We start from the raw sequence: 22,810 nt of genomic DNA, 5'->3' as shown, positions 1-22,810 counted from the left end.
CTCTCATCCGCCGGGGACCGAGATAAAAAACCAAAAATAAAACGCGCTGCGAACTTGCATGGAAAGCAATGTAGCACAGGAGTGCGGCAGTTCAGCACCCTCGGCATGTTGCAAATGCACGACATCCACCTGCCCCAAAAGCGCCAGACCAGAGCGATTCACCGGCGCCCCCCCCGAAACCATGCGCGCAAGCGCTGCAACGCCGAGGGCTTGCGCGGCGGCTGCACGTCTTGCAAGTCGCTTGCAGGATTGCTCTGGTGCTCGTACATGTCGATGAGCAGCAGCGCTTCGCCCAGGGTTCGCCAGGCCAGCAGCTCGAGCTGGTCAAAGCTTTCGCTTTCTTTGGTGCTGCGCCGCTCCAGCATCAGTTGCCAGTCTGCAATGGCGTTGCGCAGCTCCCGCAGTGCACGCTGGTAGGCGCCAAACTCGTACAGCGCGTGCCACGCTGAGCCCAGGCCAGTCAAAAACAGCTGGTGTTCACGCGCGCTGTGCGACAAGGTCACCACACGGCGCGTGATCTCGGTGGTGTCCGTGCTGGTGCGGCGGATGCGAACTGCCTCGTCGATCTGCGAGGACAGGGCACCAAGGCTGTCACGCAGCTGGCGCGAGTCCTCGTCGGCAACGCCCTCGCGCAAAAAGCGGCTGATGTCTCCAAACGACTGGAGCGTCAGCAATTGACTGGGGCGCGTAGCAGGCATGGTGTCGCCCATTGTGCGCTGGCCGACGCGCAGTACAAGCCCCGAAAAGCGGGTGAAAACGCGAAGTCACGCACCACCCCAGGTCTGCCGGCAGGCTGCCAACGCAACCCTCAGGCCGTACCGCCCACCGTCAGACCTTCGATGCGCAGCGTGGGTTGCCCCACGCCCACGGGCACGCTTTGGCCTTCCTTGCCGCAGGTGCCCACGCCGCTGTCCAGGCGCATGTCGTTGCCGATCATGGTCACTTTCTTGAGCGACTCCGGGCCGCTGCCGATGATGGTGGCGCCCTTGACGGGGTACTGGATCTTGCCGTTTTCCACCCAGTACGCCTCGCTGGCCGAGAACACGAACTTGCCCGAGGTGATGTCCACCTGCCCGCCGCCGAAGTTGCTGGCGTACAGGCCCTTCTTGATGCTGGCGATGATCTCTTGCGGGTCCTTGTCGCCGCCCAGCATGTAGGTGTTGGTCATGCGCGGCATGGGGATGTGCGCATAGCTTTCGCGGCGGCCGTTGCCGGTGGGTTCCACACCCATCAGGCGTGCGTTCAGCGAGTCTTGGATGTAGCCCTTCAGGATGCCATCCTCGATCAGCACATTGCGCTGGCTGGCATGGCCTTCGTCGTCCACGTTCAGCGAACCTCGGCGGTCGGCAATGGTGCCGTCGTCCAGCACAGTGACACCCTTGGCAGCCACGCGCTGGCCAATGCGGCCGCTGAACGCGCTGGAGCCCTTGCGGTTGAAGTCGCCCTCCAGTCCGTGGCCGATGGCCTCGTGCAGCAAGATGCCCGGCCAGCCTGAGCCCAGCACCACGGTCATCTCCCCCGCCGGAGCGGGACGCGATTCCAGGTTGACCAGGGCCGCGTTCACAGCCTCGTCAACGTACTTACCCATTTGCTCGTCGTCGAAGTAGGCGAGACCAAAACGGCCACCGCCGCCAGCAGAGCCCATCTCACGTCGGCCATTCTGCTCGGCAATCACCGTGACCGACAGCCGCACGAGCGGTCGTACATCGGCCGCCAGGGTGCCATCGGCGCGCGCCACCAGCACCACGTCGTATTCACTGGCCAGCCCCGCCATCACCTGCGCCACGCGCGGGTCCTTGGCCCGGGCGCGCTGCTCCAGCCGCTCCAGCAGCGCCACCTTGGCCGTGCTGTCCAGCGAGGCAATCGGGTCCACGCCCGGGTACAGGCTGCGGCTGGACGCTACCTTTTTAGGAGCTACCCGCATTTTGCCTGCGTTCGCTATAGACGAAATAGACCGTACGGTGCGCGCTGCGTCCAGCAGAGACGCCTCGGAGATGTCGTCCGAATAGGCAAAGGCCGTCTTCTCGCCACTGACAGCACGCACCCCCACGCCCTGGTCGATGCTGAAAGAGCCTGTCTTGACGATGCCCTCTTCCAGGCTCCAGCCTTCACTGCGGGTGTACTGGAAGTACAGGTCCGCATCGTCCACCTGGTGGGTGCGGATCTCGGCCAGTGCGCGGGCGAGGTGGCCTTCGTCCAGGCCAAAAGGGGTCAGCAGCAGTTCACGGGCAACATCAATGCGCTGGCTGGTGGCCGCACGCTGGGGCGCGGCAGTGGTGGAGCGGAAAGTCATCGAAGCATTTTAGGCGCCTGACCAGCCCCTGCCCGTGTGGAGCCCACATGTCCCTATTTGACCCTCTGGCGCCCCGTCAGCGCCGCCTCGCCGCCTTACGCGGCGGTCTGGTCATCCAGGCCGGCCTCGGCCGCATGGGCCTGCACCGACTCGATGCCCGCGTCCCGGGCCTTGGCACCGGAGTACATCTGGCTTTGGCCAATCACCTGGCCATTGGCGGCCTTCAAGGTGAAATATGGCGCTCCGTTCTTGGCACTGAGCCTGCCAAAACGGCCATCGTTCGGAGCGTTCTTGCGCACCGCCTCAATACCACCCAGCGCGCTGGAGCGAGACTCGTACATCTCGCTGGTCAGGATGACCTGACCGTTGGCGGCCAGCAGGTTGAAGACAAACTTGTCGTTTTTCGACTTCTTGAGCTCGAACTTCGCCGCCATGGGAAAACCCTCCGGATGCTGAGCGGCCAAAACACGGTTGGCCAGCCGGTTTGTACCCCGAGGGCGTGTTCCAGGCAACCAGGCCCACAAGGCCCTACAGTGCTGCAGGAAGAGGATCCTTGGTTTCCTGCTTCTGGGATCGCGCCACCGACATCAGGATGCCCAGTGCCAGCCCCAGCGTCACCATGGCGGTGCCGCCATAGCTGATGAAGGGCAAGGGGACGCCCACCACCGGCAGGATGCCACTCACCATGCCCATGTTCACAAAGGCATAGGTGAAAAAGATCATAGATACCGCGCCCCCCATGAGGCGGCCAAACAAGGTAGTGGCGCCTGCGGCAATGGCCAGGCCGCGCCAGACCAGCAGCAGAAAACTCACCAGCAGGAACAAGTTGCCCGCCAGGCCAAACTCTTCCGAATAGGCGGCAAAAATGAAGTCGGTGGTGCGCTCGGGGATGAACTCCAGGTGGGTCTGAGTACCCGCCATGAAGCCCTTGCCCCATAGCCCGCCCGAGCCGATGGCGATCATGCCCTGGATGATGTGAAAGCCCTTGCCCAGCGGGTCGCGGGTGGGGTCCAGCAAGGTGCAGATGCGCTGCTGCTGGTAGTCGTGCAGCACTACCCATCGCACGCCATCCGCGCACAGCTGGTCGCCCAGCAGCACCAGGGTGGCAATGCCCACACCGCCAATCAGCACCGGGGGCAGGATCAGCTTCCAGGACAGGCCCGCAAAAAAGATCACCGAGAGCCCCGCCGCAAGCACCAGCAGAGAGGTACCGAGGTCGGGCTGCTTCATGACTAGGCCCACCGGAACCGCCAGCAGCAGGCCCGCCGCCGCAAAGTCCAAGGGACGCAGCGTGCCCTCGCGCTTCTGGAACCACCAAGCCAGCATCAGCGGCATGGCGATCTTGAGGATTTCGCTGGGCTGGATCACGATACCCACGTTGATCCAGCGCGTGGCCCCTTTTTTGGTGATGCCAAACAGCGCCACCGCCACCAGCAGGGCCACCCCGGTCAGGTACAGCGGCACGGCGCAAGCCATGATTTTCTGGGGGGGCACCTGGGCCACCATGAACAGGATGGCTCCTGCAATCAGCATGTTGCGCCCGTGGTCCACAAACCGCGTGCCGTGGTCATAACCCGACGAATACATGGCCAGCAACCCCGCGCTGGCCAGCATCAGCACCAGCAACAGGAGGGGAAGGTCAAAGCCCCGGAACAGGGGTGCCAGACGCTGGACGAGCGTGGGCTTTTCAAAAACGACGGCCATTCCTCGATTATCGGCGGATGCCGGGCTTCAGAGCAGCCAACGCCCCGGCAGGGCGATCGCCGGCAGCGGCACTACCCTGCCTGCCGGAAGGCCATCACGGCCTGGTTGCGCAGGGTGCGCAGCAGGCCCAGGGCCTTGTCATCCACCACAATGCCCCCCGGGGTGGCCTGATCGGCATAGATGAGGGCAAAGGGCTGCCCCTTGATTTGCAGCGGCAGCAGCAGGAACGACGGTGCATTGACGCCCTTGCGGTACCACTCGGGCAGCCGCGCCTGCATGCGGGGCTCGGTGGCGTCGTTGATCAAGGTGTCTGCACCGCGCAGGCACACGGCGGCAAACAGGTCGCCCTGGGCCTTGAGGGGTACCTTGAGGGCCCGCACGGCCACCTCGCTGCCCTCCCCCAGGCCGAAGCGGCCGGTCAACATGTCGGTGCGGGCCTCGCGCAGGCAAAACACCATGCGCCGGAAACCCAGCGCGCGGAACATGGTCTCCAGGATCATGCGCAGTACATCGTTGAGCTGAAAACTCTCGACCATGGCATTGGTGATGTCCTGAATGCCTGCCGCCAGCACCTCATTGACCTGCGCCACCGACACCGCCCCTCCGGCCTGGGACTCCAGCACGGCAGGCAGGGGCTGGGTTTCGTTCACGCGCAACTCGTGGGCGCCCAGCGCGTCATCGGGGGCCACAGACGCACCCGCAGCCGACGGCAGCTTGAGCAGGCGGGCGGCTGGTGTGTCCGGCGCCACGCGCAGGTCCAGCGCCTCGGCCAGTGCCACCAGCTTGTGGCGCGCACGCAGGGTGGCTTCGGCAATGGCCTCAGCCGACAGCGCCAGCGTGCGTGCGTAGCGCGTGCCCACTTGGCCCAGCTGCCCCTCCAACTGAGCAGGTTCGCAAAACAGCAAGGCGCTGGCGACCTCGTTGGCCGCCATGGCCGCCCAGCGCAGGCGCTCCACCCCCTGCTCGGGCGCGCGCTGCATGGGTGAGCCCAGCGGCTTGCGCATGCAGCGCTGCAGGCTTTCGGGCAGACCCCAGACGCGCGCCACGCCCACTCCCAGATCCTCAAACCCCAGGCCCAGCACCTGTACCGATGCAGCCTCTTCCCCGCCCTCCATGCGCCCCGAGGCCACCAGGCTGCGCACCTGCCGGGCCTCTTCAGGAAAGTAGAACTCGCACAGCATGCGCCCCAGGTTCTGGAACATCGCTCCGATGAAGGCCTCCTCGGCCGCCTGGCTGGTGCTGCACAGCTCGGCCGCGACCGAGCCCGCCATCATGGCGCGCAAAAATTCCTCGCGCATCTGGCTGGCATGGGCCTTGTCCTGCATGTGGTCCAGCAACACCAGGCTCAGCGCCATGTTCCGCACTGCATTGAAGCCCACCAGGCTCACCGCGCGCGACACGGTGCTGATGGTGCCCCGGCTGGCGTGGGCGTAGTGCACGCTGTTGACCAGACGCAGCAGCTTGTTGGTGAGCGCCACGTCTTTCAGGATCTCGTGGGTCAGGTCGCTGATGCTGTCGTCTTCCGAATTGGCCACCCGCTGGATGCGGGCCACAGAATCCGACAAGGCCGGGAAATCGCTCTTGTGGCGCATGCGCCGCAGCAAAAAGTCCAGCGTGGCGTTGCTCGCGGCCGATGGCGCACTGGCCGGAGCCGCCCAGGCGCGCAGCGCATCCCGAAAGTCCGCCGCCGTGGCGTAGCGCTGCGCGGGGTCGCGTGCCATGGCCCGCTGCAGGATGGCGCGCAGGCCGTCGTCCACGCCGGGGCCCAGGTCGGCGGGCAGCGCCAGGTTTTCGTTGGCAATGCGGTACAGCGCCTGCCAGGTGTCTTTTTGGTGGATGAGGGGGCGCCCCGTCAGCATCTCGATAAGCACCAACGCGGCGGAATACACGTCCATCCCCGAGGTGGGCGCAGCGCCCGCCGCCGCCTCCGGTGCCATGTAGGCGGGCGTGCCGCTGGCCAGCTGCGCATCGGGCGCGGCCTGCACGGGGGCCGCCATGCCAAAGTCCATCACCCGGGCGTGCCGGTGCGCATCGATCATGATGTTGGACGGCTTGAGATCGCGGTGCACGATGCCCGCCTGGTGGGCGGCATGCAAGCCATCAAGCACATCCACCAAAAGCGCCACGGCGTCATGCGGCGTACAGCGCCCCTGCTGGGCCAGGTGTTCGGCCAGCGTGTGGCCTGGCACGTACTCAAACACGATGTAGGGCTGCGAGCCCTGCACGTCGGCCTCGAACACCGGCACGATGTAGGGGTGGGCCAGGCGTCCCACATGGCGCGCCTCGCGCAGCCACTGCTCCAGCACGGAAGGATCCTGGTCCTGCATGGGGCGCATGAGTTTGATGGCCACCTCGCGCTGCAGACGGGGGTCCAGCGCCAGCCACACGGTGGCCTGGGCGCCTCGGCCCAGCTGCTTCTTGAGCTCAAACCGACCCAGCGAGGCAGGCGGCTTATCGCCTGATCCGAGCGCCCATCGTCTGGCAGTGGAAAGCGGGGCAAAATCGGTCATGGTGCGGGTAGCAAAACCAGGCGCCGCACGGTGTGGCGCCCCGGTACGCACATCTTATGCCTGCGCCAGCCCGGTTAAAGCAGTGATTCCCCTGCCCCGATCACTTTCTGTCTCATGACCACCACCCACCTGCTGTATCTGCACGGTTTTCGCTCGTCCCCCTCGTCGTCCAAGGCCCGCCAGACTGCGGCCTACATGGCAGCCCACCACCCCTCCGTGACTTTCTGGTGCCCCCAGTTGCCGCCATCGCCGCGGGCCGCCATGGCGCTCGTGGCGCAGGGCATTGCCGATTGGCCCCGGCCGTCCATGGCCGTGATCGGCTCTTCGCTGGGCGGCTTCTACGCCAGCTGGGTGGCGCAGCACGCGGGTTGCCCCAGCGTGATGCTCAACCCCGCCGTGGACCCGGCACGTGATCTGGCCCGCTACATCGGCGAGCAGACCAGCTGGCATGACCCGAGCGAGCGCTTTTATTTTCTGCCGGAGTACATCGACGAGTTGCAGGCCCTGGACATGCGGGGTCGCTCGCCCGCAGCCCCTGAGCTGGCCATCGTTGCCAAGGGCGACGAAGTGCTGGACTGGCGTGAGATGGTGGGGCGCTACCCGCAGGCCAAGCAGGTGGTACTGGAGGGAGGCGACCACGCGCTGAGCAACTATGGGGACTACCTGCCCTTGGTGAGCCAGTTTCTGCGGCTGGCCTGAATGCGCGGAGGCCGTCCGCCGCGCATCCGGTCAGGGCTTGAGGTGTGACGAAATCCGCCGACCCTGCTCCCGCCACCGCTCATAGTCCGCCGGGTACGCAGCGCGGTATCGCTTGAGGTGAAACGCCGCCTCGTCGTCCAGCCCCAGCATCGTGGCGCTTTCGATCAGCGGCTCGACCACCCGGGGTTCGGGCGAGAAGTGCAGCAGCTTGTTGGCCACCCCAAAGACTTGGCCCGCGTTGCTGGGCGAAAGCTCGATGGTGGTCAGCAGCGCAAAATCGACCTGATCGGTGAAGAAAGGGGTGTTACCCACCTTGCGAACGGTGTCCTGGCGCAGGGACGGCGGCCGGTCGGCGAGCGGTTTGTACAGCTGGCCGACGCGATAAAAATCCCAGCCCACGTAGGCCCCTGTTGCCAGCGCGGCCACGATGATGCCGGCCGCCCCCCGGCGTGCGCCCAGCGAACTTGCCCAGCCGGGCAGCTGCCAGCGCCACAGCAACGCGACGGCCAGCACCGTGACCAGCTGGAACGGGCCGTACCACAGCGGAAACTCCAGCAGGCTGTGCAGACCCAGCAGCGCCAAGATGCCCCAGGCCAGTTGCCGCGCTGGATCGGTCTCGCGCCAGGGCTTTTCGCGCAGCACCCACACCACCACCGCGGCGCAAAAGATCAGCGCCACCGGCACGCCCAGCTCCACCGCAAGGTGCAGGGGCAGGTTGTGAGCGTTGTCCAGCAACACACAAAACCGCTCGCCCGGGAACACGGTGACGTAGTGCGCGTAGTCCAGCTCCCCCCAGCCCCAGCCCACCCAGGGCCTTTGAGCGATCAGGTGCAGCACATTGGCCCACAGCACGCGGCGGCTGGTGCAACCAGGCTCTTCGTCGAGGATGCGCACAAACAGCCCATCCGATGCGAACCCGGTCCAGTCCAGCAGTAAACGGGGCAGCAGCCAGGCCGCTGCGCCATACAACACCAGCCCCACCAATCCCAGCCCCAGGACCAGGCGCCCCCACGACACGCGCCAGCACAACATCAGCCCCAGCATCAAGAGCCACTGCGCGGCCCCGGTGCGTGATGCCGTGGCGGCACTCGACATCGCCAGCAACGCCAACGCCCAGGCCACCAGCAACCCCGTCAACCACCCGGGCCAAGCCTTTCCTCTCTGCACGGGGGTGGCGATGCCTGGGTGTTGCAGACGTGCCTGCCTCTGGGCCAGGACCCACAACAGCGCCCAAACGCCCAGGCTTAGCAACGTTGCCTGCTGATTGCGCTGGCGCAGGTTGCCAATGGCCTGCCCCAGCGCGGAGGGCTGCACTCCTGGCAGGCCAGGGTCCCCCAGAAAGTACTGCAGCAGCCCGATGACTGCACTGATCAGTGCCGCTACGAGAAGGCCGGCCGCCAGCATCCGGCTCGAGACCAGGGCTGGCGCAACCCCGGTCTCCCCTTCCTGATACCGCCCCGGCGAACTGCCGCAGCGAGCCAGGGCCAGCAGCACCAGCACCGCGCCGCAGCCCCAGGACGCCAGCAGGGGCCAGAAGTTGTTGATGGGGGCCTGCGTGAAGCAGAACAGGAACGGCAGCGCCAGTGCCAGCAGTGTCAGCGGCGTGGCCATGGTGGCAAAGGGCATGGGATGGCAGGTCGGGCAGAAAGGGCGCGCCGTGGATCATATGCGCGGCTGCCCGGGTACCCGCTGGCGCCCATGGGACAATCGCCGCCATGCACGCATTGTTTGAAGAAGCCGGCAAATTTCTCGCCGGCCGTATCCTGTCCGAAGCCGATACCTCCGCCCAAGTGGAGCTGGACTCGGGCAAACGGGTCAAGGTCAAGGCCGCCCACATCCTCCTGAAGTTCGAAAAACCCGCCCCGGCAGAACTCGTCGCCCAGGCCCAGGCCGTGGCCGAGACCATCGAGCTGGACCTGGCCTGGGAGTTCGCGCCCGAAGACGAATTTGGCTTTGCCGACCTGGCGCGAGACTATTTCTCCGAGAACGCCACGCTGGCCCAGCAGGCCGGTGCGCTGTTCCGCCTGTACGACGCGCCCCACTACTTCCGCCGCGCGGGCAAGGGCCGCTTCAAGAAGGCCTCGGCCGAGATCCTGCAGCAGGCGCTGGCCGCCATCGAGAAGAAAAAGGCCATCCTGGCGCAGATCGACGAGTGGGCCGCAGCGCTCGGACGCGGCGAATGCCCGCAGCCCATCCGCGACCAGCTCTACAAGATCTTGTTCAAGCCGGACAAGAACGCGCCCGAATACAAGGCCGTGGTCGAGGCCAGCCGCGCCACGCACACCGCACCGCTGGACCTGCTGCAAAAAGCGGGCGCCATCGATTCGGCCTACCAGTTCCACTGGAAGCGCTTTCTGTTCGAGAACTTCCCCAAGGGCACGGGCTTTCCCGCGCTCACGGCGCCCGTCATTGCCGACGAGCTGCCGCTGTCGTCCGCACAGGCGTACTCCATCGACGATTCGCAGACCACCGAAATCGACGATGCGCTGTCGGTACAAGGCCTGGGCACCGGCACCGTGGTGCTGGGCATCCACATCGCCGCACCCGGCCTGGCCATCCAGCCGGGCAGCGCCATCGACCAGCTCGGACGCGCCCGCTTGTCCACCGTGTACATGCCGGGCTACAAGATCACCATGCTGCCGGATGACGTGGTGCAGACCTACACGCTGGACGAAGGCCGCGCCAACCCGGCCGTGTCTCTGTATGTGACCATCGACGAGGCCACGCTGGAGTTCAAGGGGTCCGAGACCCGGCTGGAGCGCGTGCACGTGGCCGCCAACCTGCGCCACGACCAGCTCGATGCGGTGGTGACGGAAGAATGGCTGTCCAACCCAGCTTTTGAGCATCAAAACGACCCCCAGCGCTTGTCTGACCTGCGTCCTAAGCTATCATTTTTGCATCGTCTGGCCAAGGACCTCAAGGCACGCCGCGAGGTGGTGCGCGGCAAGCCGGAGAACTTCAACCGGCCAGACTACAACTTCCGCCTCGTCGGCAACAACGGTGCCGAGCCCACGGGCGACGAGCAGGTGCAGATCAGCGTGCGCCAGCGCGGCGCACCGCTGGACCTGATCGTGGCCGAGGCCATGATCGTGGCCAACAGCACCTGGGGCAGCTGGATGGCCGAGCTGGGCGTGCCCGGCATCTACCGCAGCCAGGCCAGCATGGCGCCGGGCGTGAAGGTGCGCATGGGCACCAAGGCCCTGCCGCATGCGGGCATCGGCGTGAAGGCGTACTCGTGGGCCACCTCGCCCCTGCGCCGCTACACCGATCTGGTCAACCAGTGGCAGATCATTGCCTGCGCCCGCCATGGCAAGACGGCCGCACTGGCCGCGCCCTTCAAGCCCAAGGACGCCGACCTGTTTTCCATCATCAGCAGCTTTGACGCCGCCTACAGCGCCTACAACGGCTACCAGGCTGGCATGGAACGCTTCTGGACGCTCAAATACGTGGAGCAGAACGGCATCACCGAACTGAACGCCACGGTCTTCAAGGAAGGCCCGGGCGGCAGTTTCCTTGTCCGCGCCGACGACATTCCGCTCGTGTTCCCCGTGCTGGGCGCACAAAACCTGCCGCGCGGCGCGCGCCTCAAGGTCAAGCTGGGCGAGGTGGACGAAATCACCCTGGACATCCACGGCACCGTGATCGAGCGCCTGGACGACCCCGCCGACACCAGCGACGATGGCCCGGTGGACGATGCCGAGGACGACGACACCGTGGCGGGGCCCATCGCCATTGCCGTGGACGTGAACGAGGCCCCCGCCGACGCCACTGCAGCAGCACCGGCCGCCTAAGCCCCGGACAGCCCCTGATAATTGCCGGCGATGAAACTCCCTGCCTTCCTCCGCACCTTCAGCACGCTGCAGCTTGCGCTGGGCGTCTCCATCGCCGTGCACGCAGCGCTCATCTCGGTGCGCTTCATCGACCCCGAGGGCTTCAACCGCGTGTTCCAGGACACGCCGCTCGAAGTCATCCTGGTCAACGCCAAGTCGAACGAGCGGCCCGACAAGGCCCAGGCGATTGCCCAGGCCAACCTGGCAGGCGGTGGCGATGCAGAGAAGGGCCGGGCCACCAGCCCCCTGCCCTATTCGGCCCTGACCACCATCGGTGACGACTACGAAGAAGCCCAGCGCAAGATGGACGCGATGCAGGAGCAGCAGGCCCAGCTGCTGGCCCAGTTGCGCAAGCAGCTGGCCACCATGCCCGCGCCCGATCCGCGCCAGGCCAGCCAGAGCGGAGAACAGGCCAGCGAGCAGGAAAAGCGCCGCCAGCTGGTCAAGCTGCTGGCCGAGATAGAAAAACGCATCAACGAAGAAAACTCGCGCCCCAAGAAGCGCTACATCAGCCCCGCCACCCGCGAGGAAGCCTACGCCGTGTACTACGACGCGCTGCGCCGCAAGGTCGAGGACAAGGGCACCGAAAACTTCCCGGAGCAGGGCGGGCGCAAGCTGTACGGCGAGCTGACGATGATCGTCACCGTCAACCATGACGGCCGCGTGCTGGGCACCGAGATCGTGCAAGGCTCAGGCAACGGCACGCTGGACCGCCGCGCCGAAGCCATTGCCCGCGCCGCAGGGCCGTTTGGCGCCTTTGATGCCGAGATGCGCAAGAAGGCCGACCAGATCGCCATGGTGGCGCGCTTCAAGTTCACCCGCGACCAGACCCTGGAAACCGTTGTGAAGTAACTGCCCGGCGGGTGCGCAGCGAGGCCCTTCTCGCAGGCCGCCAAGGCCTCCACGTCCACCTGCCCGCCCCACAGAACACACCGCACGGCCGCCCGTACCGCCAGCCCCACGCCGCCCTAGCCACCCATGACATCCCCCGCCTCCCCTGCCGACCTGTACTGCGTGATGGGCAACCCGGTCGCCCACAGCCGCTCGCCTGCCATCCACGCCCGTTTTGCCGAGCTGACCGGTGAACACATTGCCTACGAACGCCGCCTGGTGCCCATGGATGGGTTTGCCCAAGGCGTGCGCGCGTTCGCGGCAGAGGGCGGGCGCGGCTGTAACGTCACCGTGCCCTTCAAGACCGACGCGCCGGGCCTGGCGACCGAGTGCAGCGAGCGCGTGCGGCTGGCGGGCGCCGCCAACACGCTCACCTTTCGCGCCGACGGCAGCATCTACGCCGACAACACCGACGGTCTGGGCCTGGTGGCCGACATCACGCACAACGCAGGGGTGTCGCTGGCCGGGCGCGACGTGCTGCTGGTGGGTGCCGGTGGCGCGGCCGCAGGTGTGCTGGGCCCGCTGCTGCTGGCAGGCGTCCGCCACATCACCGTGGCCAACCGCACCCTGGCCAAGGCGCAAGCGCTGGTGCAGTCGCACAGCGCACTGGCAGCGCTACAAAAAGCAGAGCTGTCGGCACAAGATCCACTAGCGCTATCGGCCAATTTCGATGTGATCATCAACGCCACGGCCAGCAGCCTCTCTGGCGGCGGTGTGCCGGTCCCCGCCAGCGTGCTGCGCCCGGGCGCTCTGGCCTACGACATGATGTACGGCCCCGCAGCGCAAGGCTTCATCGACTGGGCGCGCCAGCACGGTGCGGAGCCCCGTGACGGCCTGGGCATGCTGGTGGAACAGGCCGCTGAAGCCTTCTTGCTGTGGCGCGGTGTGCGCCCGCCTTCGGCCCAGGTGCTGCGCGAAATGCAGCAATCCATGGCGGCCTGAGCCCCGAGGACGCCCCGATGAAAGCCGTGCTGCGCTGGCTGGGACTGCTGGTGATCGCCTTCGTGGCGCTGCAGCTGTTCTTCGTGCTGCGCATTGCCGCCATGGTGGCGATCAACCCCCAATCCACCACCTTCCAGCGCTCTGAAGCCTGGACGCTGCTGGCCAGCAAAGGCCACGTGCCTTGGCGCCAGCAATGGGTGCCGTACGCGGACATCTCCGACCATCTCAAGCGCGCCGTCATCGCCTCGGAAGACGATGGTTTTGTGAACCACGACGGCGTGGACTGGAACGCCATCGAAAAAGCCTGGGAGCGCAACGCCAAGGCCGAAGCCCTGGCCAGCAAGGCGCAGGCCCGCGCCCCCGAGCGCCCTGTGCGTGCGCCCAAGATCCGGGGTGGCTCCACCATCACCCAGCAGCTGGCCAAGAACCTGCTGCTGTCGGGCGAACGCACGCTGCTGCGCAAGGGGCAGGAGTTCGTGCTCACGCTGGCGCTGGAGCAGTTGCTCTCCAAGCAGCGCATCCTGGAGATCTACCTCAACAACGTGGAATGGGGCGAAGGCGTGTTCGGCGCCGAGGCGGCCGCGCAGCACTACTTCCGCAAGAGCGCCAGCCGCCTGGGCACTGCCGAAGCCGCGCGCCTGGCCGTGATGCTGCCCGCGCCCAAGCGCTTTGAGAAAACGCCCGGCTCGGCGTATCTGGCAGGACGGACACGCACGATCCTGGGGCGCATGGGCGGCGCGGAGTTGCCCTGAACTTCACCCACAGGTAAGCAGCGCGCCTTATCGCCCCAGCGGCGCATCGCGCCGCTGCAGCCACAGCGCAGACGCCCCCTCCGGCCGCAGTGTCACTTGAAACCTGGGGGCCCCCACGGCGCCCCCCGCCGGCAGCCGCACGGTGTACCGCTGCAGCAGCATGGCCGCCAGCAGTGTCATCTCCAGCATCGCAAAGTGCTGGCCAATGCACACGCGCGGCCCCAGGCCGAACGGAATCCACGCGCCCCGAGGAATGGACGGAGCGCCGTCCAGAAACCGCTCGGGCACAAAACGGTCCGGCTCGGCAAACCAGCGCGCATCGCGGTGCAGCACCCAGGGGGTGATGCGCAGCATGGCGCCCTGGGGCACCGGCACGCCGCCCAGCGTGATGGGCGCGGTGGTGCGGCGGCTCATCAGCGCGGCGATGGGTGGGTACAGGCGCAGCGCCTCTTTCAGCGTGGCGCCCAGCCAGGGCAGTTGGGCCAGATGCTCGGGGCCGGGGGTGCCGCCCTGCAGCACGGCATCGACCTCGGCCTGGGCGCGCTGCGCGGCCTCGGGGTGCTGGGCCATGAGCAGGGTCCACCACAGCAGCGTGGTGGCGCTGGTTTCGTGTCCGGCCTGGAAGCTGACGATGCACTGGTCAAACACCTCTTGCGCAGACAAGGCCTCGCCGGTTTCCTCGTCGCGCAGGGCCAGCAGCATCTGCAGCAGGTCCGTGCGCGCAGGGGCATCGGGCGGGGGCACCTCGGCCTGGCGGGCATGGATGTGGCGCCACACCAGCCCCTTCAGCGACCGGATAGCCCGCCGCTTGGCCGCCTTGCCCGGCAGGGGCAGCCAGTCGGGCAGCGTGAAGGGCATGAACATTTCGCGGAAGGCGGCTTCCGACAGCGTCTGCGTGGCCCAGGCGGCTTCGCGCGCATCGGCCTGCGCCGAGGTGCTGAACAGCGTGCGCAGGATCACATCCATGGCCACATCGGTCCAGAGCGCATCCACCGGCACCTGAGCACCGGGCTGGCCCGGCGGTACGGCAGCGTCGAGCGCGCTGCGGGCGGCCTCGGTCATCAGCTGCGCGTAGCCTGCCACCCGCTTGGGGGTGAAGGCGGGCATCAGCATGCGGCGCTGGCGCTGCCAGGTGTCGCCTTCGGTCACCAGCACGCTCTGGCCAAACACTTCTTCAAACACCGCAATGCCACGCTCCCAGCGGATGAGCTGGTCGGCATGGGTGACGAGTGCCTCGCGCACGAGGTCGGGGTGCATCAGGTCCCACGCATCTTCATACCCTAGTCGCATGCGGGTGAGGTCGCCATGCTCGCGCTGCAGTTGAGTGACAAAGCCCAGGTAGTCGGCCCGCATGGCGCGCAGCAGCGGCAGGCCCCACCAACGGGTTCGCGGGCCGCGTGGCGCTGCAGGCGTGGGGGGAGGAGTGGGAGAAGTAACAGAGGACGTGGTGACTGTGGGCGAGTTCATGCCCCACATGCTGCAGCGCAGCGACGAGTCGGTATTGAACGATTGCGACAGCACCCGTCGCCTACACTCGCGCCCCATGGCAAGCTTGGCCCCCCTTTCCCACCGGCACCCTGCCGGGTTGATCCCCTCGGGGGAACTGTGGCTGCCGCGCGCCAGCCTCACGGCCTGCCTGCGTGCCGCCATGGCGCGCAGCACGGTGGGCCATGCGCTCAGCGATGCGCAGCGCATCAACCGGTTCCCCGCATCCCCCTTGTGCAGCCTGAGCTGGTGGTTTGAAGGCCGCAGCGAGGCCCTGGTGGCCGAGCGCCCCGACACCATGCCCACGGAACACAGCCCGCGCGAGGCCTACCCCGGCCGCTGGGTGCTGGCAGGCCCGCAGACGCGCCCCACTTCCAGCTACTGCGCAGGGCCCACACACGCCATGATGGTGATGTTCATGCCCGACGCGCTGCACCAGCTCACCGGCGTAGACCCCGGCGCCCTGACCGACCGCATGGTAGACGCGCAATCGCTGCTGTCACCCGACTGGGTGGCGCTGTGCGAGGCAGTGCAGAACCTGCCCGACAACGCGGCCCGCCTGCAGCACCTGGAGGACTTCCTGGAGCCCCGCTGGCAAGCCTGCCGCCCCGCCCAAGCCTTGCCCACACAGCGCTACGGCGACTGGGCCGCGCACCTGGCGCAGCGCGCCGCCCTGTCGGCCCCCGGCCGCAGCCTGCGCCAGCTGGAGCGGCGCATCAAGCGCTGGGCCGGGCTGCCCCTGCGCGAGCTGCGCGGCTTTGGCAAGGCCGAGCAGGCGTTCTTCGACACCATCGCGGCCGATGCATCCCAAGGCAGCGTCAAATGGGCGGATGTCGCAGCGGGCGCCGGGTTCTCCGACCAGTCGCACCTGTGCCGCGTCACGCGCCGCATCACGGGCTATGCACCGCAGGCGCTGTATGACGGCATCTATGGGGACGAAGCTTTCTGGGCCTATCGCATCTGGGTGTAGCGCTGCCCAGATCCTTGCCTGGCATGCAGGCCCGGCGCCCGTATCATCCCCGCCATGCTTGCCAAGTTGATGAGTTTCCTTCTGCTGGGGATCGTGCGGTTTCTCACCGGCTCCCAGGCCCGCTGGTATGGCTGCCCGCCCAAGGCCGAGCAGCGTATCTACTTTGCCAACCACCAGAGCCATGCCGACATGGTGCTGATCTGGGCGGCGCTGCCCGAAGAGCTGCGCAGCATCACGCGGCCCATCGCTGCCAAGGATTACTGGACGAAGACGCCGTTCCGGCAGTGGATCACCACCGCCGTGTTCAACGCCGTGTATGTGGACCGCCAGGCCACGCCCGCGCGGCCGGTTGCGCCGGTGGCGGCCGAGCCCACTGGGGCACCAGCCACGCCGAGCGATGCAGACACGGCCGCCGCCGGTGGCCCAGACCCTTCGCCCGAAGTGCCGCCCCGCGTACCTACCCCCGAGGAACTGCGCGCCGCCCTGCCCGAATCCGACCCGCTGGCCCCGCTGGTGCGCGCGCTCGAGAGCGGCGACTCCATCGTGATCTTCCCGGAAGGCACGCGGGGCCATGGCGACGAGCCCCAGTCGTTCAAATCCGGCCTGTTCAAGCTGGCACAGATGTTTCCGCAGGTGGTGCTGGTGCCCGCATGGATCAACAACGTGCAGCGCGTGATGCCCAAGGGCGAGGTGGTGCCGGTGCCCATCCTGTGTTCGGTGACCTTTGGCGCGCCCATCCAGCTCGAAGCGGGTGAAGAGCGCCGCCCGTTCCTTGACCGCGCGCGCCGCGCCGTCATCGCTCTGCGGGAAGTCTGAGCATGACCCGTCCGAAGCCCCTGACCTTGCCGAATGCTGCGCCCCGGAGCGCGCGCTGACATGAACCAATTCCTGCGCAACCTCACCGCCACCCAGCAGATCGGGGCCTTGTTCCTGGTCGTGTTCGGCATCCTGTCCATCGTCACCGTGTGGGCCTTCGTGCGCAATCTGCGCGAGCACGCCAGCGACGACCCCGAAGCAGAAGCCCGGGCCCTGGAAGCCAAGCGCTTCTGGGGGCTGCTCAAGACCTCCTGGGTCATGGCTACGGTGTTCTGGATCGGCTGGGTGCTGGGCGAAACGGTGGCCACGGTGCTGTTTGCCATCGTGGGCTTTTTTGCGCTGCGCGAGTTCATCACCCTGTCGCCCACGCGCCGGGGCGACCACCGCAGCCTGGTGCTGGCATTCTTCGTGGTGCTGCCCTTGCAGTTCTGGCTGGTGGGCAGCAAGCACTTCGACCTGTTCACCGTGTTCATCCCGGTGTACGTGTTTCTGGCGCTGCCCGTGGTGAGCGCACTGGCCAACGACCCCCAGCGGTTTCTGGAGCGCAATGCCAAGCTGCAGTGGGGCATCATGGTCTGCGTGTACGGCATGAGCCACGTGCCCGCGCTGCTGCTGCTCGACTTCCCGGGCTACCGCGACAAGGGCGCGTTTCTGGTGTTCTTTCTGGTGTTTGTGGTGCAGACCTGCATGCTGGTGCAGCACCTGCTCGGGCGGCGCTTTCCGCACAAACCGGTGGCGCCGCAAGTGAGCCAGAGCTTTCAGTGGACCAGCTGGCTGGCAGGCGTGGCCGCCGGGGGCCTGGCAGGCGGTCTGCTGACCTTCATCACCCCCTTCAAACCCGGCCAGGCGCTGGGCATGGCGCTGCTGGCCTGCGTGGCGGGCAGCCTGGGGCACCTGGTGATGAAAGCACTCAAACGCGACCGCGGCATCACCAGCTGGGGCATGCAGGGCATGTCCGTCACCGGTGCCGGGGGCTTGCTCGACCGGGTGGATGCGCTGTGTTTTGCAGCGCCCGTGTTCTTCCATTCGGCACGCTGGTACTTCGGCTTGTAGAAGAATCGGCCGATAGCGCTAGTTCCCATTGCCCCAATAGCTATAAAAACGAGAGCAAATGCGCATCCTTGGTATTGACCCCGGCCTGCAGACCACCGGCTTCGGCGTGGTGGACATGGACGGCCACAAGCTCAGCTACGTGGCCAGCGGCACGATCCGCACCACCACCCTCGCGCTGGGCGACTTGCCCGGGCGCCTGAAGATCCTGTTCGACGGCATCACCGAGGTCGCAGCCCGCTACCAGCCCGATGTGGCCTCGGTCGAGATCGTGTTCGTCAACGTCAATCCCCAGTCCACGCTGCTGCTGGGACAGGCGCGGGGCGCCGCCATCACCGCCCTGGTGGCCAGCAATCTGCCCGTGGCCGAATACACCGCGCTGCAGATGAAAAAAGCCGTGGTCGGCCACGGCCGCGCCGCCAAAAGCCAGGTGCAGGAAATGGTGCGACGGCTGTTGCAGCTGCCAGGCCTGCCGGGCACGGACGCAGCCGACGGCCTGGGCATGGCAATCACCCATGCACACGCCGGTTCCGCCATGGGCCGCCTGGGTGAAGCCGCCACGCTGAATCGGCGGCAGCATGCGATGTACAAGGATGGGCGGAGTTATTGAAATCCCGCCATTGCCAACGTCGAAGTACCTAGGTTTGGAGCATCGCCCATACTGCACCTGACAGACGCACTTGGATCAGTTGCACTGTGAGTAGCCTCGAGGCGGTAGGGATGACGTCTCGCGCGCTACGCGCCTGGCCAAAAGGATCGACGACTGAACTGCATCAAAGCTGGCCCCAGTCCCAGGCCAGTAGAGGCCACGCGGCCCTGAGCAGAGCGTCAGAATCTGCGGTTTGGTATCAATCTCCGCCCCTTCTCCCCGCTCCACCACCATCTCATAACGGATGGTTGAAACGGGTTTGCCTCGAAAGGTCTCCAACACGCGTGCGTGATAGATGTGACGCTCCTCGGTCACTACGTCAGCTGCCTCGTGGTGCGCACTTTTATTGTGCAGTGGAGCTATGTCCACGCGGGTGTGAACAACAAGGGCCGAGTAGGGCGTCTGCGCAATCGCTTTTGCCAGAAACTCCCTTTCGGCAGACGCCATGGCTTCGGCAGAGTTCGTTTCTCCTGCGGCTGGCATCGTCACCGCAAAGGCACCGTCGGTGTTGAACCAGGAACCCGCGATAAATGTGGCTACCACCACGCTAGCGCGCAAACTCATGACTCACTCCCCGCTTCAGAGGATGTCCCCTGAAAAACTGGCAAAGATTTGCCCTGCGCCGATCCGGAGGGAAAGGTGAATGCATCCCAGACACTCGCAGGATATCGACTGATATTGACTTCATTGCCCTGATTGCCTCCAAGCATGAAGTAGTGTTTGCCATCACGGCTCTGGCCGACTGCAAACGCCACGTGCCCTCCGCCAGACCTGCTTTTGATACAGATGGCCCCATACACGGGACTCTTGCGTTCCACGCCGAAGTTAGACCACTCCTTGGCTCTGAACGCGTTTGGAGGAGGCAAGTAGCCGTGCTGGGACATGACCCATGCCACGAACGATCCACACCAAGCATCCTTTTTGCCTGAATCATCCTTGGCCCAGTATTTCGCGGCCTTGTGATACTCCATGATGCGCGGATTGGCGCTGGCACCTGCCACTTCTTTCTGACCCAGTTCGCGTTCGGCCGTCGCGATCCAAGGAGCCCCCAAATCAGCGCTGGAGGGCGCGGGGTTGGTCAAGGCAAGCTTCGATTGCACCGTGTTTTCGGCGTCAGCCCGGCACATGAGCTCGGTCATTGTTTTGCTGCCAGGCCGAATCAACCCATCCGGACGCGTTATGCCTATGCTGCGTTGAAAGGCCTGAATCTTGAAAATGGTCCGCGCCCCGGGCGAACCATCTGCCACCAGTTGCTGAACACCCGGCATGTCAATCTCGTTCAGCAACCGCTGAACGATCATGGTGTCGTTCAAGGAATTGCGGCCGCCTTGGCCAACGGTATCCGTGATCATCGGCGTCTCCTATGCGCTCGCTGGATGTTCAAGGCTTTCACGCCAACTGCGTCTTCATCCGCTCCGCCCGCTCCTTCGGCGAGGGGTGGGTGGACAGAAAGTTGCTCGAATCACCGCCCGACATCGCGGCCAGCTTTTCCAGTGCGCTCACGCAGGCGCCAGGCTGGTAGCGCTTGGCTTTCATGAAGCCCATCGCGTAATCGTCGGCCTCGCGTTCGTTGCTTTGGGAGTGCTGGGCGCGCACCACTTTTTCAAACAGATCGCCCAGTTGCGAGTCGGCGATGGCGCCGGCACGGCTGTTGCTGGACGAAACGGCATTGCGCAGGGCGCTGGTGCGCAGGGCCGCCTGGATGCGGGCCTTGCTGTGGCCCTTTTTGACGTGGCCGATTTCGTGGCCGATGACGTAGCGCACTTCGTCATCGGTGAACTTGTCCATCAGGCCCGAGTACACACGGATGGTGCCGTTGGCCATGGCAAAGGCGTTGATGTCGGGGGTGAGGTAGACCTTGAAGTTCATCTTCAGGCCGTCATACGTGCCCAAGCCCGCCGTGAGTTTGTTCAGGCGCGTGGCGTAGGGGTTGCCAGCGGGAGCAATGCGGTTTTGGCGGTCGCTTTCAGCGGCCATCTGGTCAAAGGCAGCCTTGACCTCGTCGTCGGTCATCGACTCGGATTTGGCCAGGTCCTTGCCCGCGTCGAGCATCTTGCCCAGGTCAAACTGTGCCCAGACGGGCGATACGGCACTCACGCCGGATGCCAGGGTCACAAGCGTCAGTAGTTGGCGGCGGTCCATCGAATTCCCTCTCTCTTCTGTATCGTTGCTTTAGGTATGGATGTTTTATTGAGCAACCTTGTGCAAGCAAAGGTTCTCAAGTGCGCCGAAATATAGCGACGCCCTCTCCCGATTCCGGCGGTGGGTCCTGTCTGCAGATGTAAGAGCTGTGTGCCGATGCTCGGTGCGGTCAGTGCGCCAAAGCGTCGTTCACGTGCGCTCTAAAAAAGGTATCGCTGGCGACACATCCACCTTCGCGCGGCGCGACGCGCGCAGCGGCAGAGGATTGCTGCTTCAGAAGGCCGAACGGCTTGGCAGAAAATGCCACCACCCGGGGTGGTGCGGCTCAGCGCCCCAGCCCGCGCTTGAGCTCCTTGAGCAGCAGCAGCACCTGGTTGGATGCGTGGCGGCAGCTGCCGTTGAGCAGCTGCGCTGCCTTGGGCTGGTCGCCCGACTGGAAAGCTGTCACCACGTCGGCCGCCTGCTGGTGAAAGTATTTGTGCCGCGCCACCAGCATGTCGAACGCGGGGTAATGCCCCAGGCGCACCCGGCCCGTGCCGTAGAGCCATCGGCCCAGGTCACAGCGGTCGTCCTGGCAGATGCGTTCGGGCCGCATGACTTCATCGGAGCGCCCGTTGACCATGTCTTGCAACTGCAGGCGCCAGCGCTCGTGGCTGGCAATGGCGGCGTCGATGTCGATCTCGGTCATCAGCGTGGCCGCGTATTCGGCGTCCAGCACCAGTTCACTGCCGTTGTCTTCCATGGCCCAGGTGGTCTCGGGGCTGGTGGGGTCCTGCTCCCGGATCTTGAACAAGCGGCTGAAAAAACCCATGCGTCATCCCTTTTGCGCGACTGGCCCGCGCAGCGCGAAATGGCAGCCGGCGCGGAAATGTCTTGAAACATTCTGTGGCGCCTCCGCCGTTTTGGCTACCAAAAAATGGCCCCTTCGTAAAAATGTGCGTGGGCAACCCTGCTGCCACTGCCAGCTCTGCGCCCACCGCCTGCACAAAAGCAACGGCAGCCGGACAATGCGTGCATGACTTCCACTCCCCGCCGCCCTGCCCTTTCCATGCTTGATCTGGTGGCCGTCCGCGAAGGCGGCACCGTGGCCGATGCGCTGCAGATTGCGCTGCGCACCGCCCAGCATGCCGAAAAACTGGGCTTTGCCCGCTACTGGCTGGCCGAGCACCACAACATGGCGGGCATTGCCAGCTCCGCCACCGCCGTGCTGGTGGGCCACATTGCCGGTGGCACCTCGCGCATCCGCGTCGGGTCGGGCGGCGTGATGCTGCCCAACCATGCCCCGCTGGTGGTGGCCGAGGCCTTTGGCACGCTGGCCGAGTTGTACCCCGGCCGCATTGACCTGGGCCTGGGCCGCGCGCCGGGCACCGACCCCACCACCATGCGAGCACTGCGCCGCAACCGGGTGGAAACCGAAGAAGACTTTCCGCGCGACGTGGCCGAGTTGCAGCGCCTGCTGGCCCCTGCCGAGCCCGGCCAGCGCCTGATTGCCATGCCAGGTGCGGGGACCAATGTGCCGATCTGGTTGCTGGGCTCCAGCCTGTTTTCGGCCCAGCTGGCAGCCGAGCGCGGTTTGCCATATGCGTTCGCCTCACACTTTGCGCCGCGCCTGCTGCACCAGGCCATCGACCTGTACCGCAATCTGTACCGGCCGTCTGCCGCCTGGCCCAAGCCCTATGTGGCCATTGGCGTGCCGCTGATCGCGGCCCCGACGGACGAAGAGGCCGACTACCTGGCCAGTAGCACCTACCAGCGCGTGCTCGGCATCTTGACAGGCGACCGCCACCGTCTGCTGCCGCCCATCGAGAACTATGCTGCGCGCCTGCAACCCCAAGAGCGTGCAGCGATTGGCGACTTTTTGGCTGCGGCCGTGATTGGCGGGCCGGACACGGTGCGTGCAGGGCTGGCCAGCCTGAGCGAAGCCACTGGCGCCGACGAGCTGATGCTGGTGAGCGATGTGTACGACCCTGCGCTGCGTCTGCGCTCGCTGGACATTGCCGCCAAGGCCCACGCCACACTGGACCAGGCCGCCGTCGCGGCCTGAGCACCTGGGCAGCCGGGGGGCGCCTGGGCGCCG

General features: G+C 66.0%; 21 protein-coding genes. 10 read left to right on the top strand and 11 right to left on the bottom strand.

The annotated features are described in order from the left end of the window. Positions 1 to 158: 158 nt before the first annotated feature. From ACTJKQ_RS23150 to ACTJKQ_RS23130, 5 genes are all read right to left on the bottom strand, one after another. Complete coding sequence (locus tag ACTJKQ_RS23150) at positions 159 to 698, bottom strand: hypothetical protein (protein ID WP_440598218.1); 540 nt, start codon at positions 696 to 698, stop codon at positions 159 to 161. 110 nt (positions 699 to 808) lie between these two features. Further along, positions 809 to 2,293, bottom strand: coding sequence for a metalloprotease TldD (tldD, locus tag ACTJKQ_RS23145; protein ID WP_288852831.1), 1,485 nt, complete (start codon positions 2,291 to 2,293; stop codon positions 809 to 811). A gap of 95 nt (positions 2,294 to 2,388) precedes the next feature. Next, the gene (locus ACTJKQ_RS23140; RefSeq protein ID WP_440598217.1) at positions 2,389 to 2,727 is read right to left on the bottom strand and encodes a YegP family protein; all 339 of its coding nucleotides are present in this window, start codon (positions 2,725 to 2,727) and stop codon (positions 2,389 to 2,391) included. A 94-nt stretch (positions 2,728 to 2,821) separates the two neighbouring features. Then, positions 2,822 to 3,997, bottom strand: coding sequence for a rod shape-determining protein RodA (rodA, locus tag ACTJKQ_RS23135; protein WP_436077605.1), 1,176 nt, complete (start codon positions 3,995 to 3,997; stop codon positions 2,822 to 2,824). 71 nt (positions 3,998 to 4,068) lie between these two features. Beyond that, a complete protein-coding gene (locus ACTJKQ_RS23130) occupies positions 4,069 to 6,507 on the bottom strand; it encodes a protein kinase domain-containing protein (RefSeq protein WP_440598216.1) in 2,439 nt (812 codons plus the stop codon). Positions 6,508 to 6,621: 114 nt separating this feature from the next. Between ACTJKQ_RS23130 and ACTJKQ_RS23125 the strand changes: the two genes are divergently transcribed. Further along, entirely contained in the window at positions 6,622 to 7,206 is a 585-nt protein-coding gene (locus ACTJKQ_RS23125) for a YqiA/YcfP family alpha/beta fold hydrolase (protein WP_440598215.1), read from the top strand. 30 nt (positions 7,207 to 7,236) lie between these two features. Here ACTJKQ_RS23125 and ACTJKQ_RS23120 read toward each other — a convergent pair whose 3' ends face one another. Then, the gene (locus ACTJKQ_RS23120) at positions 7,237 to 8,832 is read right to left on the bottom strand and encodes a Wzy polymerase domain-containing protein (protein ID WP_440598214.1); all 1,596 of its coding nucleotides are present in this window, start codon (positions 8,830 to 8,832) and stop codon (positions 7,237 to 7,239) included. Positions 8,833 to 8,921: 89 nt separating this feature from the next. Between ACTJKQ_RS23120 and ACTJKQ_RS23115 the strand changes: the two genes are divergently transcribed. From ACTJKQ_RS23115 to mtgA, 4 genes are all read left to right on the top strand, one after another. Beyond that, a complete protein-coding gene (locus tag ACTJKQ_RS23115) occupies positions 8,922 to 10,997 on the top strand; it encodes a ribonuclease catalytic domain-containing protein (RefSeq protein WP_440598213.1) in 2,076 nt (691 codons plus the stop codon). Positions 10,998 to 11,027: 30 nt separating this feature from the next. Beyond that, positions 11,028 to 11,888, top strand: a complete 861-nt coding sequence (locus ACTJKQ_RS23110) for an energy transducer TonB (protein WP_056746921.1) — start codon at positions 11,028 to 11,030, stop codon at positions 11,886 to 11,888. 126 nt (positions 11,889 to 12,014) lie between these two features. Then, positions 12,015 to 12,869 carry a shikimate dehydrogenase gene (gene aroE, locus ACTJKQ_RS23105; RefSeq protein ID WP_440598212.1) on the top strand — a complete coding sequence of 285 codons (855 nt, stop codon included), beginning with the start codon at positions 12,015 to 12,017 and terminating at the stop codon, positions 12,867 to 12,869. A 17-nt stretch (positions 12,870 to 12,886) separates the two neighbouring features. Further along, positions 12,887 to 13,621 (top strand): monofunctional biosynthetic peptidoglycan transglycosylase, encoded by a 735-nt coding sequence (gene mtgA / locus ACTJKQ_RS23100; protein WP_056066393.1) that lies wholly within the window; start codon positions 12,887 to 12,889, stop codon positions 13,619 to 13,621. 27 nt (positions 13,622 to 13,648) lie between these two features. Here the strand turns inward: mtgA and ACTJKQ_RS23095 are convergent, their stop codons facing one another. Continuing rightward, positions 13,649 to 15,088, bottom strand: a complete 1,440-nt coding sequence (locus ACTJKQ_RS23095; RefSeq protein WP_440598211.1) for a cytochrome P450 — start codon at positions 15,086 to 15,088, stop codon at positions 13,649 to 13,651. 76 nt (positions 15,089 to 15,164) lie between these two features. Here ACTJKQ_RS23095 and ACTJKQ_RS23090 point away from each other — a divergent pair, with 76 nt between their 5' ends. From ACTJKQ_RS23090 to ruvC, 4 genes are read left to right on the top strand one after another with little or no spacing between them, the layout of a single operon-like run. Further along, a complete protein-coding gene (locus ACTJKQ_RS23090; protein WP_440598210.1) occupies positions 15,165 to 16,076 on the top strand; it encodes an AraC family transcriptional regulator in 912 nt (303 codons plus the stop codon). Between the two features lie 54 nt (positions 16,077 to 16,130). Beyond that, a complete protein-coding gene (locus tag ACTJKQ_RS23085) occupies positions 16,131 to 16,892 on the top strand; it encodes a lysophospholipid acyltransferase family protein (protein ID WP_440598209.1) in 762 nt (253 codons plus the stop codon). Between the two features lie 60 nt (positions 16,893 to 16,952). Then, on the top strand, positions 16,953 to 17,945 hold the full coding sequence (locus tag ACTJKQ_RS23080; protein ID WP_056066583.1) for a phosphatidate cytidylyltransferase: 993 nt from the start codon (positions 16,953 to 16,955) through the stop codon (positions 17,943 to 17,945). A 58-nt stretch (positions 17,946 to 18,003) separates the two neighbouring features. Continuing rightward, positions 18,004 to 18,552 (top strand): crossover junction endodeoxyribonuclease RuvC, encoded by a 549-nt coding sequence (ruvC, locus tag ACTJKQ_RS23075; RefSeq protein ID WP_056066401.1) that lies wholly within the window; start codon positions 18,004 to 18,006, stop codon positions 18,550 to 18,552. Between the two features lie 75 nt (positions 18,553 to 18,627). On the opposite strand, the gene ACTJKQ_RS23070 is transcribed toward ruvC, so the two are convergent. The 4 genes from ACTJKQ_RS23070 to ACTJKQ_RS23055 form a co-directional block, all read right to left on the bottom strand. Continuing rightward, entirely contained in the window at positions 18,628 to 19,155 is a 528-nt protein-coding gene (locus ACTJKQ_RS23070) for a hypothetical protein (protein WP_440598208.1), read from the bottom strand. Further along, positions 19,152 to 19,943 (bottom strand): NlpC/P60 family protein, encoded by a 792-nt coding sequence (locus ACTJKQ_RS23065; RefSeq protein ID WP_440598207.1) that lies wholly within the window; start codon positions 19,941 to 19,943, stop codon positions 19,152 to 19,154. The genes ACTJKQ_RS23070 and ACTJKQ_RS23065 overlap by 4 nt, the downstream gene beginning before the upstream one ends. A 37-nt stretch (positions 19,944 to 19,980) precedes the next feature. Further along, positions 19,981 to 20,733 (bottom strand): M48 family metallopeptidase, encoded by a 753-nt coding sequence (locus ACTJKQ_RS23060; RefSeq protein WP_440598206.1) that lies wholly within the window; start codon positions 20,731 to 20,733, stop codon positions 19,981 to 19,983. A gap of 325 nt (positions 20,734 to 21,058) precedes the next feature. Then, a complete protein-coding gene (locus ACTJKQ_RS23055) occupies positions 21,059 to 21,544 on the bottom strand; it encodes a CZB domain-containing protein (protein WP_015015652.1) in 486 nt (161 codons plus the stop codon). Between the two features lie 204 nt (positions 21,545 to 21,748). Here ACTJKQ_RS23055 and ACTJKQ_RS23050 point away from each other — a divergent pair, with 204 nt between their 5' ends. Then, complete coding sequence (locus ACTJKQ_RS23050; protein ID WP_440598205.1) at positions 21,749 to 22,777, top strand: LLM class flavin-dependent oxidoreductase; 1,029 nt, start codon at positions 21,749 to 21,751, stop codon at positions 22,775 to 22,777. Positions 22,778 to 22,810: the final 33 nt, after the last annotated feature.

Origin of the sequence: Acidovorax sp. 22279, assembly GCF_052045435.1 — a bacterium.
GTDB classification, from domain to species: Bacteria; Pseudomonadota; Gammaproteobacteria; order Burkholderiales; family Burkholderiaceae_C; genus Acidovorax; species Acidovorax delafieldii.
Note: the sequence above shows the minus strand (reverse complement) of the source record. Positions and strands in the feature narration are given on the sequence as shown.